Below are 17,504 nucleotides of genomic sequence, written 5' to 3' on the forward strand. Positions count from 1 at the left end.
ATCTGGTAGCTGTACAGGATCAACATTTTTCATGACCGTTCTTTTACGAGAAAACTCCGCGGCCGTTGCGACAAAACCGATTTCAATAGCCGTCTGCGCCATGGGCGGTCAGGGCGGCGGCGTTCTGGTCAGCTGGATTGTCTCCCTTGCGGAACAATGTGGCTGGATCGCCCAGTCGACATCGGTTCCCGGCGTGGCCCAGCGCACCGGGGCAACCATTTATTACATCGAGATCGCACCGGCCGACCCGGCAGGACGGATGCCCGTTCTGGCCCTGCTGCCCACGCCGGGGGAAGTGGACATCGTTCTGGGTGCCGAACTGATGGAAGGCGGCCGGGCCATGCTGCGTGGCCTGGTCACACCGGAACGCACGACCCTGCTCGTTTCCACCCACCGCAGCTACGCGGTGGAAGAACGCATCAATCCCGGCGACGGGCGCATAGACCCCGCGCCGGTGTATGACGCCGCAGCCTTTGCCGCAAAAAAAGTCATCGCCTTTGACATGGAGCAGGTGGCGAAAGAGGCGCGCAGCGTCATTTCCGCCGTCATGCTGGGGGCACTGGCGGCCAGTAATGCCCTTCCATTTCCACGCAAAGCGTTCGAGGATGCAATCCGCAACGGCGGGATCGGGGTCAAGCCAAGTCTGGCCGCCTTTGACCGTGGCTTTGCGCGCACCACCGGCGATATGCCCGAACCCGCCCACCCCGTTACGATGGAGCAGGCGGTGGCCCCGTTCAGCCCGTCGGGCGTGGCAGCTTTCGATGCGCTGCTGCACGCCGCGGCCGGACTGCCTTCCGGTGCCGCCACCATGCTTGATGCCGGACTGCGGCGCGTGGCGGATTTTCAGGATGTTGCGTATGCAGCCACCTATCTGGCGCTTGTGCGTGAGTTTGCGCTGAAGGAACGCGCGCAGGGCATGCCTGCGCTGACGATCGAAGCCGCGCGCCATATTGCCAACGCCATGGCCTATGACGACGTGATCCGGGTGGCAGACCTCAAGACCCGCCGGACCCGCTTTTCCCGCATTGCGGCGGAAATGGGTGTAGCCGCCGGTCAGCCGCTTTCCATTACCGAATTCATGCATCCGCGCGTTGAGGAAGTGCTGGGCCTGCTGCCATCCGGCCTTGCCCTGATGCTGGAAAAAACCGGGTTGGGCAGACTGCTTATGGGGCGGTTCCTGCGCAGGGGCTGGCGGGTGCGGACCGACCGACTGCGCTGGTTCGTGCTGTTGTCCATTACTGCCGAACTCTATCGCCTGCGCCCTGTTTCGCTGCGCCACAAACGCGAAATGCGCCATCGGGACGAATGGCTCGACCTGACCCGCGCCGCGCTGGAACAGGATTACGATTTCGGTGTCGAGGTGCTGCGCTGCAGGCGTCTGGTCAAGGGTTACAGCGACACCCACGCCCGCGGCCTGTCCAAATTCGATCGGGTCATGACGGCGGTTGGCGTCATGGTCGACAGGCCGCTGCTGCAGGGCAAGGCGGCGGTATGGACCCGGCTGCTGCGAGAAGCCGCCCTGAAAGACCCGGAAGGCACGGCGCTGGAGGCCGCACTGGCCCGCTTCCAGCGCGGCGCCATGGCATAGGAGAGCACGATCATGTCACTTTTGCCCGAGCTGGCTGCCGGACTTGCAAGCGGCAGCATAGAGGTGGTGGATCTTACCCACACACTGAGCGAGGATTTCCCTACGCTGATCCTGCCCGAACCCTTTGGTCAGACACTGCCGTTTTCCAGCGAAGTCATTTCCCGCTACGATGAAAACGGCATTGCGTGGTACTGGCGCAACTTTACCGTCGGGGAACATACCGGCACGCATTTTGATGCCCCGGCCCACTGGATCAGTGGCCGGAACCTGCCGGACAACACCGTCGATACCATGCCCGCCCGCGACTTCGTGGCACCGGTCAATGTCATAGACTGCGCCGCCGCCGCCGCGGAAAATCCCGATTTCCTGCTGACATGCGAACATATCCGCCAGTGGGAGGAAGAATACGGCACGATCGAACCCGGTACCTGGGTTTTCATGCGCACGGACTGGGGCAGGAGAAGCCCGGAGGATTACACCAACCGCAAGGAGGACGGCGCGCATACGCCAGGGCCATCTGCCGAATGCATCCGTTTCCTGATTGAGGAGCGAGACATTTTTGGATTTGGAACGGAAACGATCGGCACCGACTGTGGCCAGGCCCATCTGCTTGACCCCAAATACCCCGCCCATACCCTGCTGCATGGCGCGGGCAAATATGGGCTGCAATGTCTGACCGGGCTGGACCGGCTTCCTGCGCGTGGTGCGATTGTCATGGCAGCGCCACTGAAACTGCGTGACGGATCAGGCAGCCCGCTGCGGGTCTTCGCCCTTGTAACGAGATAATATATTAAAATATCAACTGCAATTCCGAAGTATTATATAAATAATTTATTTAATATATAATATTTCGGACCTGCCAAAAAAAGGAATGTCTGGATGGACATCGTTTCAATCGGTGGCGGGCCTGCCGGTCTGTACGCTGCAATCCTGCTCAAGCGCGATCTTCCGCAGGCACGGGTCAGGGTTTTCGAACGGAATGCCCCGGCCGACACGTTCGGTTTTGGCGTGGTATTCAGTGACCAGACCCTTGATATCTTCGCGCAGGCTGATCTGCCGTCCTATGAAATGATCCGCCGTGAGTTCTCGTACTGGGATGATCTGGACATAGCGGTCAGGGGGCGGACATTCCGGGTGCCGGGCAATGGCTTCTGCGGCTGTTCGCGCCGCGCGCTGCTGCAACTGCTGTACCGGCGGGCGGAAGAACTGGGCGTGGAACTGGCCTTCCGCACCGAAGCATCGCCCGAGGAATTCCCCGAAGCGGATCTTGTCCTGGCGGCCGATGGCATCAACAGCGCAATCCGCGAAAAGAACGTCGCCCATTTCCAGCCCGCCATCGACCTGCGTTCCAACCGTTTTGTCTGGCTGGGCAGCACGCGTGCGCTGGACGCCTTCACTTTCTTTTTCCGCGAACATGAGGGCGGCGTATTCGTCGCGCACTGCTACCAGTACGAACGCGAACGCAGCACCTGGGTCATTGAGGTGGACGAGGAAACCTTTGCCCGGTGCGGGCTGGGGGACATGACCGAGGCCGAATATGTCGCGTATCTGGAGGGCGTCTTTGCCGAGGAACTGGACGGCCACGGGCTGATTGCCAACCGGTCCATATGGCGCCGGTTCCCCGCCATCCAGTGCAAAAACTGGTCAAAGGACAATATCGTCCTGATGGGTGATGCCAAGTCAACGGCCCATTACTCGATCGGTTCGGGCACGAAACTTGCCATGGAGGATGCCATTGCCCTGCACGCCGCCGTCATGGCGACCGACACTATTGGCGATGCGCTGGCAAAATATGATTCCGACCGGCGTGATGAAGTCGAACGCCTCCAGCATGCGGCGGAAGTCTCGCTGACATGGTTTGAGCACCTGAACCGCTACTGGCCCATGAGCGATATCCGCTTCGCCTTCTCCCTCATGACGCGTTCAAAAGCCATTACATGGGATAACCTGGCCCTACGTGCCCCGGATTTCGTGGCGCAGGTGCAGAAGGATTTCGAGACGGACTGCACGGCATCCGGCCATGCCACCAGGCCAGGGGTCGTGCCCGCGTTCCAGCCGTTCCGGCTGCGTGATATGGACATTCCCAACCGCCTGGTGGTGTCGCCCATGTCCACCTATCGCGCCCGTGACGGCGTGCCGGGGGAATGGCATCTGGTGCATTACGGGCAGTTCGCTGCCAGCGGGGCCGGGCTGGTCTATACGGAAATGACCGATGTCTGCGCCGATGGCCGGATCACCCCGGGCTGCACCGGTCTTTATACCGATGCGCAGGAAGCCGCCTGGCGCCGGATTGTCGATTTTGTCCATGCCGAAGGTGACAGCCGGATCTGCCTGCAGTTGGGACATGCGGGCCGCAAGGGCGCGACCCGTGTCATGTGGGAGGGCATGGACCAGCCACTGGCCGAAGGGGGCTGGGACCTGATTTCCGCGTCACCTCTGCCCTATCATCCGCACAGTGCGATGCCCCGCGCCATGACGCGTGATGACATGGACGCGATTACGGCGGACTATGTTGCCGCGACCCGGCGGGCCGTGAACTGTGGCTTTGATATGATCGAGGTGCATTGTGCCCACGGATACCTTCTGGCCAGTTTCCTTTCGCCCCTGACCAACATCCGGGACGACGAATATGGCGGCAGCATCGAAAACCGCATGCGCTATCCGCTGGAGGTGGTACGGGCCGTACGGGCGGCCTGGCCTGCCGAACGTCCCATGGCGGTCCGTATTTCAGCAACCGACTGGCAGGAAGGCGGCATCACGATGGACGATGTCGTGACGGCAGCGCGGCTGTTCGCACAGGCGGGTTGCGACCTGATCGATGTTTCCACCGGCCAGACCACGCCTGATGCCCGACCCGTGTTCGGCCGGATGTTCCAGGTGCCCTTTGCCGAGCATATCCGGGCGGAAGCCCGGTTACCCGTCATGTGCGTGGGCAATATTTCCACCGTTGACCAGGCCAATACCATCCTTGCCGCCGGTCGTGCGGATCTGGTTGCGCTGGGTCGTCCCATGCTGGTTGATACCGCCCTCATCCTGCGCGCGGCGGCCCGTTATGGTGCGCCCATGCCGCGCCTGTGCCCCGGCAACCTGCCCGGTCTGCATGCGCTGGAACGTAACGAAGGCCGCAATTTTGCCGAGGAGCAGGCGTTGCGCATCCGGGCGCGGCCCCGTCGCCATGCAGTGACCTGATAGGGCCCGCCACTCCCGCAAGCAGCAGCCTGCCGGGGGAGGGGCATAAAGCGGTTGCGGATATACTTCATATCAATGTATCTTAAATATAAGATAATAATACGGTCTTCCCGACCGACAGGGGAATGGAATCCTGATGCGTGCAAGGCATGTACTGGTTACAGGCGGTTCAAGGGGCATAGGCCGCGAAATTGCCCGTAAAATGATGCAGGGCGGCGATATCGTGACCGTTCTTGGCCGCTCGGAAGCGCAGCTTGAAGCGGTGGTCGGCGCGGGTGATGCACATCATTACGTCGTGTCAGACATTACGTGCGAAAAGGACCTAGATAACGCCTTTCACCGGGCTGTTGCACAGGCGGGGGCAATCAATGTCCTTGTCAACAATGCCGGTGGATCGTCCAGCGCCCGTTTTGCCGATATGGCGATGGATGCGTTCGTGCAGGCATTCCGGCTGAACGTGCTAGGCGCGGCGCGGCTGTGTCAGCTTGTACTGCCATCCATGGTGGAAAGACGGGACGGACGCATCGTCAATGTCGCCTCCACGGCGGCACTGCGCGGGTATACCTATGTTTCCCCTTATGTCACCGCCAAGCATGCCCTGCTGGGTCTGACCCGTTCGCTGGCGCTTGAATACGCGCGTTACGGCATAACCGTGAATGCCGTCTGCCCGGGCTTTACGGAAAGTGACCTGGTGCGCGACAGCGTGGAGCGCATCGTCAGGAAAAGTGGTCGCCCGGCGGAGGACATCCGCACCGAATTTGCCCGTTTCAATCCCCGTGGCTGCCTGAACAGCGTGGAAGAAGTGGCCGTGGCGGCTGCCTTCCTGTGCGGGCGCGAAGCAGGTGCCATCAACGGCATTGCACTGCCCGTAGCCGGGGGAGAGGTGGGGTAGGCCCGTTCCCGACCAGTCCTGCCTGTTCTGGCCAGGATTTTTTCTATTTCATGCAGGTGGAAACAAACATGGATTCATGTCTTACAAAAAAAACGGATCACAAGATCCTGCTGCCGGACGGCTGGCCCGCGCCACGGGGGTATTCCCATGCCATTGCCGCGTCCGGGCGACTGCTGGTACTGGGTGGCCAGATCGGAATAACCCCGCAGGGCGACATGCGCGACGGGTTCGTGGCGCAGTGCGAACAGGCGCTGCAGAACATCTGCTGCCTGCTGGAAACGGCAGGAGCCATGCCGGAACATCTGGTGCGGATGACCTGGTTCGTTACGGACATAGCCGTCTACAATGCCAGCCTGCGCCCGTTGGGGGCTGTGTACCGGCAGACGATGGGACGGCATTACCCGGTCATGAGTCTGGTGCAGGTTGGTCGCCTGGTTGAGCCCGGGGCCGTTGTGGAAATCGAGGCGACTGCCGTCATTCCGTAACAGGAAACAGGTCATGGCAATCGGCACGTCCATGCTGTTCGTTACGAAATCGTAATTATAATGAATGTTTCAGGTTCTTCGGGCATGAATGGGATCAGGAAAGGCAGAGGGTAAGATGTGGAAACCATCGGACCGAATTCAGTGGCAGTCCCATGCACCGGCAGCTTCCGCCGCCGCGGCGGATTCCCCGTTGTTCCGACCTGTTACGGTCAACAGGTTCGCCCTGAAAACCAGAAGCTGGTACCCCGCCGTCGTAAGCTGGCGGGCAAGTGAGGACGGCCATGTCACCCCATCCACCCTTGCATGGTACAGACGCATCGCCATGGGTCGGCCCGGCGCGATCGTGGTGGAAGCCGCAGGGATCAGGGATATTCCCAGCGGCCCGCTTCTTCGCCTGTCGCATGACAGATACGTGGCCGGCATGGCGGAACTGGTTGCGACCATTCGGCAGGCCAGCGGAGGCGAGACAAAGGTTTTCGTCCAGCTTATCGATTTCCTGAACATACGCCGCAGGCCGGAGCCTGATCGTTTCCTGACGCGTTTTCTGGTCATAACCGACCGCCACCGGGCATTACTTGGCGAGACGGACGACACGATCATCCGCAACCGCCTGAAAAACATGAGCCGGGCCGAGCTTGAGACCATTCTTGACCTACGTGAACGCGAAGCTCTGGATTACGGGGCGCGGGAGCGGATAACGGATGTGCATCTACCGTGGATAAAAGACCTGCCCGATGTTCTGCCCGACCTGTTTGCCAACGCGGCCCTGCGGGCACGCGATGCCGGTTTTGACGGGGTGGAACTGCATTATGCCCATGCCTATACCATGGCCTCGTTCCTGTCCGCGCTGAATACGCGTGGGGACGGATGGGGCCAGACGCGCGAAGGGCGCGTAAGGCTGGCGGAAGCCGTGCTGGACAGTGTGCGTGACAGGGTCGGTCCGGACTATCCGGTCGGCTGCCGTCTGCTGGCCGAAGAATGCATTACAGGTGGCAGCACGGTAGAAGATGCTGCCTGGTTTTCAGGGCGGCTGGCGGCGCGCGGACTTGATTTTCTCTCACTCTCCCGTGGGGGGAAGTTTGAAGATGCGCTCCAGCCACGGGTAGGTGAGGCGGCTTATCCCTATACCGGCCCAAGCGGATATGAATGCATTCCACACGCGATCTCAGATTCCTTCGGGCCGTTTGGCCGTAATGCACAGGCATCGCGCTTCATCCGCGCGCAGCTCCGTAGCGCCGGTTTTGACACACCCGTCATCTGTGCCGGCGGGGTTCATACCGTGGAGATGGCGGAAACGATGCTGGCAGACGGCACATCCGATGTGGTTGCAAGCGCGCGGCAGTTCATGGCGGACCCGGACTGGTTGCTCAAGGCGCGGGCCGGACGTGCCGACGGCATGCGCGTCTGTAAATACACCAATTACTGTGAAGGACTGGACCAGAAGCACAAGGCCGTGACCTGCCGGTTATGGGACCGCACCGCCCTGAACAGCCCGGACACGCGGCTTTGCGCCGATGGGAAGCGGCGGCTTGAGGCACCCGTATGACCCGATAAGCAGCACTGCTGCCTGTCATCCCGTCTTGTTTCTGACGGGTTTTCTTTCCGGATATAACTGCCCTCATACCTGGAGTATTCAGTGTGGAACGTGGACTGTTGCGGCACTTCAAGGTCATTTTGCCAATACTGGCGTCATCTATTGGCAATGCGCTGCAATTTTATGATTTCTTTCTGTACGGGCTGGCGTCCGCGCTGGTCTTTGGTCCATCCTTTTTCCCCCTGAGCAACCCCATACTCAGCACCAGCGGTGCCTTTGTGGGCTATGCAGTGGGCTTTGTGTCACGGCCACTGGGTGGAATCGTGTTCGGGTCGGTCGGAGACCGGTATGGCCGCAAGACCACGCTGACATGGACGCTGTCACTGATGGGTGGGGCGACATTCCTGATCGGTCTGCTGCCAACCTACCAGCAGGCGGGCCTCATCGCCCCCATCGCCCTGATTACGCTACGTCTGATCCAGGGATTTGCAGCCGGAGGGGAATGGAGTGGCGGGATCCTTATGGCGACTGAAAACGCCCCCCCGAAGCAGCAGGGATTTTATGGCGCGTGGAGCCAGGCAGGGGTCGGAGTGGGATTTATACTCTCGTCGGGGCTGTTTTTCCTTTTCCGCGCCATCAGCGGTGACCAGTTCCTGACCTGGGGATGGCGCCTGCCATTTCTGATCAGTATCGTGGTTGTCGTGCTTGGTGTCGTGATCCGGCTGAAGGTGGGCGACACGGCCGAATTTGCCAGGGTCGCCGAAAAAAACGGCGTCCAGACCCCCATGACGGAAGTGATCCGCAGTTACAAGACGTCGGTCCTGGCTGCGTCCACCCTGATCCTGTCCGAGATGATCTATGTTCTCATGACCACAACCGTCTCGCTCTCTTATGGCGCGTGGCTGCATGTAAATGAAAGTATCCTGATTGCGTCGGTTTTTGTTTCCATGACTGCTGATACGGTCATGATGGTCGTATTCGGGCGGCTGGCCGATCTGCTGGGCGCACCGGTTGTTTACGGGCTTGGCATCCTGTGTTCCGCCATTTCCATATACCCGTTTTTCATGTCGGTCGGTACTGGCAACCCCTATGTCATCATGGCGGCCTTTGTCATTACAAACGGCATTTTCCATGCCGGCATGATTGGTACCCAGCCCGGCCTGCTGACGGCGCTGTTTCCGGTTCAGGTACGCTCCTCCGGTCTGGCGCTGGGGCAGTCCATCGCGTCGGTTATCGTGGGGTTCATTCCCCTGATCTCTACGGCCATCCTGTACAGGACCGGGTCCTTCAACGGCGTGATTGTCATATTTTATGCCGTGTCCATCATCTCGTTCGGCGGGCTGGTCCTGACATGCCGAAAAATGTCCACCTTTTCCGTAGGAACGGTGAAACAGACTTCCTGCTGACGAAGCTGCGCGCCTTTTGTGACCTAGGTGAATATTTTCTTTTCCTCTCTTCTGTCCGGATAGGTAAAACATGAGTAATAACATGCACGATTACGGCACGCGCCTTATTCATCACAACGGGTCATATGACAACGCAAGGACCCTGCATGTTGTGGATTCCCATACCTGTGGCCAGACAACACGGGTCATTATGGACAGCGGCGAAAACCTTGTCGGCCTTTCCCCCACCGCGGCCCGGGATCACTTCAGAACTCAGGCCGACTGGGTTCGGCGGATGGCGGTACTGGAACCGCGTGGGCACCGGTCAATGTTTGCCGCTGCGCTGATCGCGCCCAGCGCTGCCGGTGAACCCTTCGGGATCGTATTCATGGATGCAAACGGCTACCCGGATATGTGCGGACATGCCACGATCGGTGTTGTGACAACACTGTGCGAACTGGCGCTGATTCCGTCGATTGACCTGGGCACGGACGGGCATTTTCAACTTCCGCTCCTGACGCCCGTGGGCACCCTGGCGATAGAAGTGGAAATAAAGGACGGCCGATGCCAGGCGGTTTCCTTCCAGATTCCCCAAGCATATTATATTGGCTCTGTTGAGGTCGATACTGGCCATGGTAAAAAAACAACCGTGGAAATAGCCTATGGCGGCCAGTATTATGGATTTGTTGAATCAGACAGTGTCGGTCTGTCAGTTCAGCCTGACCTGATAGATGAATTGATTGAAAAAGCTAAATTCATCCGTCAGGAACTAGGCCGGACATCCACTTTATCCGATCCCCTGACCGGCGTCGTGCCATCGGTGGGCAATATCGTCTGGATCGATGAACCGCGGGCGGAAGGGGCCGATGGGCTGAATGTTCCGGTTTCCGGTGCCCACTCCTTTGACCGTTCGCCCTGCGGAACAGCCACATGTGCCAGGATGGCGGTCAGGGTGGCAAAGGGCCTGTTAAAGGTAGGCGATGATTTCGTTAACGAAAGCATCATGGGAACACATTATCGGGGCAGGATTGTAAAGGAAGAACGGAAAGACGGCAGCACCTATCTTGTGCCGCGCGTAACCGGTTCCGCCTGGATCACCGCGCTGTCCCAACTGGTGGTCTCGAAATATGATCCGCTGGGCAATGGTTTTCTTATCGGCGGCGGCAAGGCTGTAGTGTAACGCGTCACGACGGCATCTCCAGCCCTATGGCTTCGCCTGGGCATGGGGATCTGGATATTATTTCAGAACAACGCGTTTATATAAATAACAGACAATCCTGCGTGCCACCTTTTTTTCATGAAGGTGGCATTTTCTATAGTTCCCCAAAAGAAATCTTCCCCGGAAACGTACGTTTCGTTTTTGTAATGTTTTCGGGCTGGATTTTAGACCTGACACGCTGTCCAATCGGATGGACCAGAACAAAACCAAATTGATATTACATATCGGTGCAGTAATATTTTGCCAAAATCCAGATGGACTTGATCCCACCAGCTATTCTGGCATTTTTGCAACATGACCTGACGCAAATTTTCGATACCGTAACTCTTATCGTTGGCGAATCGATCTAATATACTGAAATAAAATACTTTTATTATTATCGTACAGAAATGACCAACCGCATTTTTAGTGAGAAACGTTTTTAGTTCGTATTGACTTAGACATAAGCTTCTCATACGATGTGTCCATATTCACGTGAAGAAAGACTTACTTTCTCTACCCCACGTCACTCCCGGTCGGTACGGCGCGGACCACGCCTTTTACACGCAACCGGGCAATCCCTTTTTCGAAGTCACGGCATCTGCGTGCTTCTCATAACAGTAATCAGGATGGAGAATTGGATGCGTAACAGGAAGCTGCCGTTTCTTCTGTTCCTTTTGACAGGAATATCCACCGTCCCCATGCCGGGGTACGCTGCGGCAACGGCTGAAACACAGACCAAAGACAAGAAAACCACCCGTAATTCGGGTGAGGCGGAACAGCTTATCGTAACGGGCACCCGTACCACCAACCGCAAGCTTTACCAGAGCATGAGCCCGGTTGATGTGACCACCAAGCAGCAGATCCTGCGTACGGGCCAGACGAACCTGCGTGATGCGCTGATCGTGACATCGCCATCGGTCACGACGCCTGCATTCGGCACCGGGGCAGGTGGTCTGACCGATGCCATATCGCTGCGCGGCCTGAACCCGGACGAGACGCTCATCCTGATCAACGGGAAAAGACGCCACCCGACGGCCAATATCTATGCGTCTCCCGGTTCACAGCAGGGATCGACCCCAACCGATCTTGATATGATTCCGATGTCCATGATCGATCATATCGAAATCCTGCGTGATGGCGCGGCCGCCCAGTACGGGTCCGACGCTGTTGCCGGTGTGGTCAACATCATCCTGAAATCACAGGATCATGGCATTTCCGCCCAGAGCCTCGTTGGCAATTACGGGAACAATCAGGGCTTTACCGCGGGCGGCATGTTCAATGAGGGCTTCAGGATCGGCCATGGCGGTTCCCTGCAGCTCAGCTTCGATTACCGTCACCAGGACCCAACCCATCATGACGGCACGGATACACGCTATAACGCCAAGGTTGACCGGCTGTTCGGTATCCCGGCCAGTGACCGCGAGGCGTTGGGCGTCAACTTCAACCTGCCGCTTACGGAACACGTAACCTTTTACGGCAACGCGACCTATGCCCACAGGGATGCCAAGGCCTGGGCATTTTACCGCACCATGCCAAGCGGCTACTCTGGAATCTATCCCAACGGTTACAGCCCGATCCAGACATCGGACGAAAACGACATGGGTGTGACTGCGGGATTCAAGGGGGACAACTTCTTTGGTTTCTCGTGGGATGTCAGCAGCACGTATGGATCTGACTGGTTCCATAGTGGTCTGGATCAGTCGATCAACCTGGATCTGTTGCAGGCCACGGGCACGTCCCCCAACAGTTTCTCGATCGGCAATTACCGTAATGCGCAGTGGGTCAATAACGTCGATCTGCGCCGTTCGATCGCGGCGCCGTTCTTCGCGGCTCCGGTGGCGGTGGCGCTCGGGTTTGAAAACCGTAACGAGCAGTACGAGATGGGCGCAGGTGATGCCGCATCGCTTTACGGCAATGGTTCACAGGCGTTGCCTGGCCTGCCCGACGTCGCATCCGGCGTGCATGGACGCCATATCTACGCAGGCTATGCGGATGTAAACTTCAAGCCGCTCAATGGTTGGGAAGTCGATCTGGCAGGCCGTCTGGAACATTATTCTGACGTGGGCAACGCAATCAGCGGCAAGGTCTCCACCCGTTATGAGATCAATAAGTGGGTTGCGATCCGTGGCACGATCAGCAACGGCTTCCGTGCCCCGACACTGGCGGAAGAAAACTTCACCAACCTGAATGTCAGCCCCGAAGCCGCCAGTGGCGTGCTGGCCGTCAATTCGGCGGCAGCACGGTCACTGGGTGCCAAGGCGCTCAAGCCAGAACGCTCTACCAACCTTAGCGGCGGTATTGTCATCAATCCGCTGAAAAAACTGCATATTGCTGCTGATGTCTACCAGATCAATATCCGTGATCGTATTGTGGAAGGGGGGTACGCCTCTGGCGCGGAAGCGCTGAACGCCATCGATCTGTCCGGTATTCCAGTGCCGACCAGCCTCGATCCCTCGGCCGTTTCGGTCAACTACTTCACCAATGGGGCAAGCACGCGTACGCAGGGGCTGGACATCACCGCGACCTATCTGACCGATTTCAAGAAGTATGGGCGTGTTGACTGGTCACTTGGCCTGAACCTGAACAGAACACGTGTATCGCACATGTCCTATAACAGTAACGGTACCCCCGTACTGAATGCCCAGCAGGTTGCGTTCCTGACAACGACAACGCCGCGCAGCAAGATCATCATGTCCGGGCACTGGTCACTGGGTCGATTTGACGCAACGCTGCGTGAAACACGCTGGGGTTCCGTGACCGACGAAATGCAATATACAACGGGTCCGAATGCATGGTCGGTCAATACGTTCTTCCCGTTTGAAGCAAAACCGCGGTGGGTGACAGATCTGGAATTCGGTTACGCGGCAACGCGCAACCTGCATCTGGCCATTGGCGGGAACAACATCTTCAATACCCACCCGACCGAAGTACCGGCGCAGGGACGTGCCTATGGCGTGACCAAGTATGATTATTATGCGTCGCAACTGGCCTTCAACGGTGGATTCTATTACTTCCGCGCAGATATGAAGTTCTAAAAACCTCATATCCATCAGCAATACAGTCCGCGTCCTGCGAAAGATCCTGCCGCCATGGGGCCACAACCCGCGCAGGACCGGACTTCTGTCCCCCTGCAGTAGCAGACCCTTCGGGACGGTATCATGCGCCTGGTCGGGAAAACGGTCAGGCGCAGGTATGTATAATATTAGAAAGGGACAGGTACATGGTCATGCCAACCCGGATTCTTGCAGCTCTCACCTCGCGCTGGCCAGACAGGCCAGTCCATGGACTGGCCCGGATCCTGAAAAAACGCAGCACAATACTTCTATATGGCAGTGCCTGCTGTCTGGCCCTGTCGGTCTGCAATCCCTTCCACCCCGCGCAGGCCGCCGACCAGGAAGATGCGGACGTCAAGGCAACCCGTATCGCATCCAGCCTGCTGAAGCAGATGACCCTTCAGGAAAAGCTGAACCTTATCCGGGGAACGGAAGAACCTGCGGCGCACAATGATGGGGAGGCAGGCTACCTGCCGGGCGTAAAACGGCTGAATGTGCCACCGCTGCGCATGGCGGACGGACCGCCGGGACTGCTGCTGAGCAAACCCTCGGTCGCTGAAGTCGCGACCATGGGGGTTGCGGCCACATTCGACCCAAAGCTTGCATTTGATAATGGCGTCCTGATTGCGGATGAAGCCAATCGACTGAATATTGACGTTGTCCTGCAGCCTTTCATCAATATAGATCGGGATATCACCTATTCCCGGGCCTATAATACTTTTGGCGAGGACCCGACCCTGACATCCATGATCGGTGCTGCTGAAATACGCGGCATCCAGTCACGCAACGTCATGGCCGATGCCAAGCATTTCATCGGCTACGATACTGACGGCCAACATGTCTTTATTGATGAACAGCCGCTGCACGAAATCTATCTGGCCCCGTTCGAAGCCGCCATCAACGCCCATGTTGCATCGATCATGTGTGCGTATAATATGATCAATGGACCTTACGCCTGCGCAAACAGGGCGCTTATGGACCATGTGCTGCGTGATGAGCTGGGCTTCAAAGGGTTTGTCGTATCGGACTGGGGCGCGGTGCATGACAATCTGGGCCTGACGGCGGGTCTGGACATGGAAATGCCGGGGCACCTCAATCCGACCAATCCCTTTGCGGGCATCATTCCCGCTTATTATGACAATACGCCGCCGCCCCACCATGTTCCGCCACCCGACTTTGATGCCATGCATCGTATCTTTGAAGGGACCATTCCCGAAGAACCGCAGCCCGAGCCGGTAAAGTGGGATGTCCTGTTTCCCGTCAATCACCAGTTCAGAAACCTGTATGACGCCCTGCGCGACGGGGCGGTGACGCAGGCTGAAATCGACCGCGCGGCGGGGCGGGTCCTGTTTGAAATGGCCCTGTTCGGTCGGTTGCCGGGCACGACGGGTCAGGGGACAGGCACGCGCCTTACGCCCGGGCAGGTTGACGACATCAATGAACGCACCAGTGCTGCATCTGCCGTCCTGCTCAGGAATGTCCATCATGCGCTACCGCTTACCCCTGATGACCTGACGGACCTGGCAGTTATCGGGCCGGGGGGCTCACAGGTTATTGCAGTTGGCAAACCCAATGAACGTTCACTGGGTGAACCTGATCATCAGGTCAGCCCCGTTACCGCGCTGCGCCAGATCGGGGGGGGAAAGGCCCATATCCAGACCGCCGTTGCGGATGACATGGATGGCCACATCATCGCCGCGGACCATGTTATCAGCCCCATGCCACAGGACATGGGGCACAAGGCAGGGCAGGCGCCACTTTCTGTCCTGACCGCAGCTACGGGCGCCACCGTGCCCGCAGGCAGCACGATGGACTGGAGCGGTGATCTCCAGATTGATGAAGACGGGGAATACTGGCTGTGCCTGCACGTGCTGGGTGCGCGGGCCGACATTATCGTGGATGGCACGCGCATCGGCGGCACCCATGCACTGAAGGGCGGTCTGCACGGGGATATTGTCGAACCCAATCAGGATAACCTGCTGCCGGGCTCGGACGGACTGGACAACGTACGTGTGCCGGTCAAACTGGCTACCGGCAGACATAAGGTTGTGATCCATGCCGTACCCGATGATTCCGGCACCCCCGAAAGACTAAGGCTGGCATGGGCAACGCCAGCAACACGCCGGGCGGACCGGGATCATGCGGTTGATGTCGCCCGGCATGCACGCAAGGTCATCCTTTTCCTGTGGAGCCGGGGCCAGCCGCCCTTCCAGCTTCCGGGTGAGCAGAATGAACTGGCGGAGGCCGTTCTGGCCGCCAATCCCCATACGGTCATCATGCTCAATACAAGCCAGCCCGTGGCGCTGCCCTGGCTTGATAAGGCACCGGCCGTGATGGAAATGTGGTGGTCAGGCGACCGGGGTGGCGTTGCCGCCGCTAGGGTTCTGACGGGACAGGTCAATCCTGCTGGCCGTCTACCCGTTACATGGGGCAGGCAACTGAGCGATTATCCCGCAACCGACCCGATGCACAAGGAGCGCTCCGGCGCGGGACAGGACGAAAAGACCGTGTTCTCGGAAGGGGTGAATATTGGCTATCGCGCCTTCCTTAAATCCGGTCGCAAGCCCCTGTTCCCGTTCGGGCATGGCCTGTCCTACAGCCGTTTTGCCTATTCGCGGCTACATATCGATACCAGTAATGCAGGTGGCCTGGACGTCCGGTTCAGGATCAGGAACAGCGGCGGGGCCGGGGGTGATGAAGTTCCCCAGGTCTATATCGACGCCCCCGGACCGCCTGTACCCGGTGCAGATCTTGCCGTAAGAAGCCTTGTCGCTTTCGACAGGGTGCATCTTGATGCCGGGGAAAGCCGGGACATTACGCTGCATGTAGCTCCCCGTGCCCTGCAGTACTGGTCCACACATGACCATGCATGGCGCAAGGTGCCGGGGACACGCCCGGTCCTGGTCGGTGCTTCGTCAGGCGACATCCGGCTGAAGGGCAGGATCTGACCTGACCGCAACCCCGCGTTCCGTTGGAACGTGGGGGCCGATAATGGCTACGGCACAGAATATGGACAGAACCGGCAGGAGAGGGCTGACGCAGGGGCCGACGGAACAGGCAGTCTAGTTTGCCATTCAATAGCACGACAACCAGCCGCCTGCGGATCCGTTCAATGGAGACGGGCAGGACCCGGTCCTGAAACGGCGCGCCATTGCGCAGGACGCCAGACTTGCGCCCCAGTACTCCAATATAATGCCATGGATCATAAACCGTCCGCTCCCGCCCGAACGGGCGGACATGGACACCAATCGTCCGGTCATCCTGCCGGATCTCGATGCGAGCGGCATAAGCCCTGAATTCCACCGGGCGACCAACCGCACTGCTGAAGAGGGAATACCGACTGTTGTCAAAGCAGACCAGGCAGGTTTTCGTGACAGAGGCCGTGCGGGCATGGAGCCCGTCAAAGGAAACAGTGCCGCGCGCCCGACCAGGAACATATCCGAGACCGTTGTCTCCGGGACATCCGGATGCATCTGAATTCCTCTTAGGCTCAGGACTCATAGCCAGAAGATGACGGTTGCAGCGAGGCAGATGGCTGAGAAGAAGGCGGTCGGGCATCTGTCATAGCGTGTTGCGACCCGCCGCCAGTCCTTGAGGCGGCCGAACATGATTTCGATGCGGTTGCGTCTTTTGTATTTTCGCTTGTCGTATTTGACTGGTTTTCCGCGGGATCTTCTTCCCGGAATGCAGGGCCTGATCCCTTTTTCCTCCAGGGCATCTCGGAACCAGTCAGCATCATAACCCCGATCCGCCAGCAACCACTGTGCCATGGGAAGGCCGTCCAGCAGAGCAGAGGCTCCGGTGATCTGTCCGGCTGTCATAAAGAAGCTCAGCGGTCGTCCGTTCTGATCGGTGACCGCATGCAGCCTGGTGTTCATGCCCCCTTTAGTGCGTCCGATCCGGCGGCCTGGATCCCCTTTTTTAACTGCAGGCTTGAAGCCGTGCGGTGTGCCTTGAGATAGGGCGTATCACGCCAGCGCATACCATTGCGGTTCACAAAAATGATGCCGCTCAGCACGCGGCGGTCATCAACGCGAGGTTTACCATGGCTCGTGGGAAAGAACGGCCGCAGACGCTCCATCTGTTCATCCGTCAGCCAAAACAATTCGCTCATCTTCAGTCTCCTTGCAAAGTCTGAATCAAAATTCCCTACACAAATCAATAGGTCCTGAGCCTA

At 58.6% G+C, this 17,504-nt stretch carries 10 protein-coding genes and 2 pseudogenes; 10 read left to right on the forward strand and 2 right to left on the reverse strand.

Annotation, left to right across the window (positions count from 1 at the left end):
• Positions 1–31 precede the first annotated feature (31 nt).
• From KSAC_RS03025 to KSAC_RS03070, 10 genes are all read left to right on the forward strand, one after another.
• Positions 32–1,588, forward strand: a complete 1,557-nt coding sequence (locus tag KSAC_RS03025) for an indolepyruvate oxidoreductase subunit beta family protein (RefSeq protein ID WP_132304151.1) — start codon at positions 32–34, stop codon at positions 1,586–1,588.
• Positions 1,589–1,600: 12 nt separating this feature from the next.
• Entirely contained in the window at positions 1,601–2,374 is a 774-nt protein-coding gene (locus KSAC_RS03030) for a cyclase family protein (RefSeq protein ID WP_132304153.1), read from the forward strand.
• Between the two features lie 93 nt (positions 2,375–2,467).
• Positions 2,468–4,777, forward strand: coding sequence for an oxidoreductase (locus KSAC_RS03035; protein WP_132304155.1), 2,310 nt, complete (start codon positions 2,468–2,470; stop codon positions 4,775–4,777).
• 136 nt (positions 4,778–4,913) lie between these two features.
• Positions 4,914–5,669, forward strand: a complete 756-nt coding sequence (locus KSAC_RS03040) for an SDR family NAD(P)-dependent oxidoreductase (protein WP_132304157.1) — start codon at positions 4,914–4,916, stop codon at positions 5,667–5,669.
• A 68-nt stretch (positions 5,670–5,737) separates the two neighbouring features.
• Positions 5,738–6,154: a RidA family protein gene (locus tag KSAC_RS03045; protein ID WP_110547477.1), complete on the forward strand. Its 417-nt coding sequence runs from the start codon at positions 5,738–5,740 to the stop codon at positions 6,152–6,154.
• Positions 6,155–6,344: 190 nt separating this feature from the next.
• Entirely contained in the window at positions 6,345–7,700 is a 1,356-nt protein-coding gene (locus KSAC_RS03050) for an oxidoreductase (protein ID WP_207918756.1), read from the forward strand.
• Between the two features lie 92 nt (positions 7,701–7,792).
• Entirely contained in the window at positions 7,793–9,094 is a 1,302-nt protein-coding gene (locus KSAC_RS03055) for an MFS transporter (RefSeq protein ID WP_165927278.1), read from the forward strand.
• A gap of 82 nt (positions 9,095–9,176) precedes the next feature.
• Complete coding sequence (locus tag KSAC_RS03060) at positions 9,177–10,253, forward strand: proline racemase family protein (RefSeq protein ID WP_408884752.1); 1,077 nt, start codon at positions 9,177–9,179, stop codon at positions 10,251–10,253.
• A gap of 719 nt (positions 10,254–10,972) precedes the next feature.
• Positions 10,973–13,309 (forward strand): TonB-dependent receptor plug domain-containing protein, encoded by a 2,337-nt coding sequence (locus KSAC_RS03065; RefSeq protein WP_165927279.1) that lies wholly within the window; start codon positions 10,973–10,975, stop codon positions 13,307–13,309.
• Between the two features lie 185 nt (positions 13,310–13,494).
• On the forward strand, positions 13,495–16,275 hold the full coding sequence (locus tag KSAC_RS03070; protein ID WP_132304163.1) for a beta-glucosidase: 2,781 nt from the start codon (positions 13,495–13,497) through the stop codon (positions 16,273–16,275).
• 142 nt (positions 16,276–16,417) lie between these two features.
• Here the strand turns inward: KSAC_RS03070 and KSAC_RS17480 are convergent.
• Positions 16,418–16,797 (reverse strand): annotated as a pseudogene (locus KSAC_RS17480) (Mu transposase domain-containing protein); the annotation flags it as partial.
• Positions 16,798–16,824: 27 nt separating this feature from the next.
• Positions 16,825–17,441, reverse strand: a pseudogene (locus tag KSAC_RS03080) (IS5 family transposase).
• Between the last annotated feature and the right edge of the window lie 63 nt (positions 17,442–17,504).

Origin of the sequence: Komagataeibacter saccharivorans (assembly GCF_004348195.1) — a bacterium.
Lineage (GTDB): Bacteria > Pseudomonadota > Alphaproteobacteria > Acetobacterales > Acetobacteraceae > Komagataeibacter > Komagataeibacter saccharivorans.

Excerpts from the sequence above, each read along its gene's own strand:
- KSAC_RS03025 (WP_132304151.1), top strand. The coding sequence starts at position 32 with ATGACCGTTCTTTTACGAGAAAACTCCGCGGCCGTTGCGACAAAACCG.
- KSAC_RS03030 (WP_132304153.1), top strand. The coding sequence starts at position 1,601 with ATGTCACTTTTGCCCGAGCTGGCTGCCGGACTTGCAAGCGGCAGCATA.
- KSAC_RS03035 (WP_132304155.1), top strand. The coding sequence starts at position 2,468 with ATGGACATCGTTTCAATCGGTGGCGGGCCTGCCGGTCTGTACGCTGCA.
- KSAC_RS03040 (WP_132304157.1), top strand. The coding sequence starts at position 4,914 with ATGCGTGCAAGGCATGTACTGGTTACAGGCGGTTCAAGGGGCATAGGC.
- KSAC_RS03045 (WP_110547477.1), top strand. The coding sequence starts at position 5,738 with ATGGATTCATGTCTTACAAAAAAAACGGATCACAAGATCCTGCTGCCG.
- KSAC_RS03060 (WP_408884752.1), top strand. The coding sequence starts at position 9,177 with ATGCACGATTACGGCACGCGCCTTATTCATCACAACGGGTCATATGAC.
- KSAC_RS03065 (WP_165927279.1), top strand. The coding sequence starts at position 10,973 with ATGCCGGGGTACGCTGCGGCAACGGCTGAAACACAGACCAAAGACAAG.
- KSAC_RS03070 (WP_132304163.1), top strand. The coding sequence starts at position 13,495 with ATGGTCATGCCAACCCGGATTCTTGCAGCTCTCACCTCGCGCTGGCCA.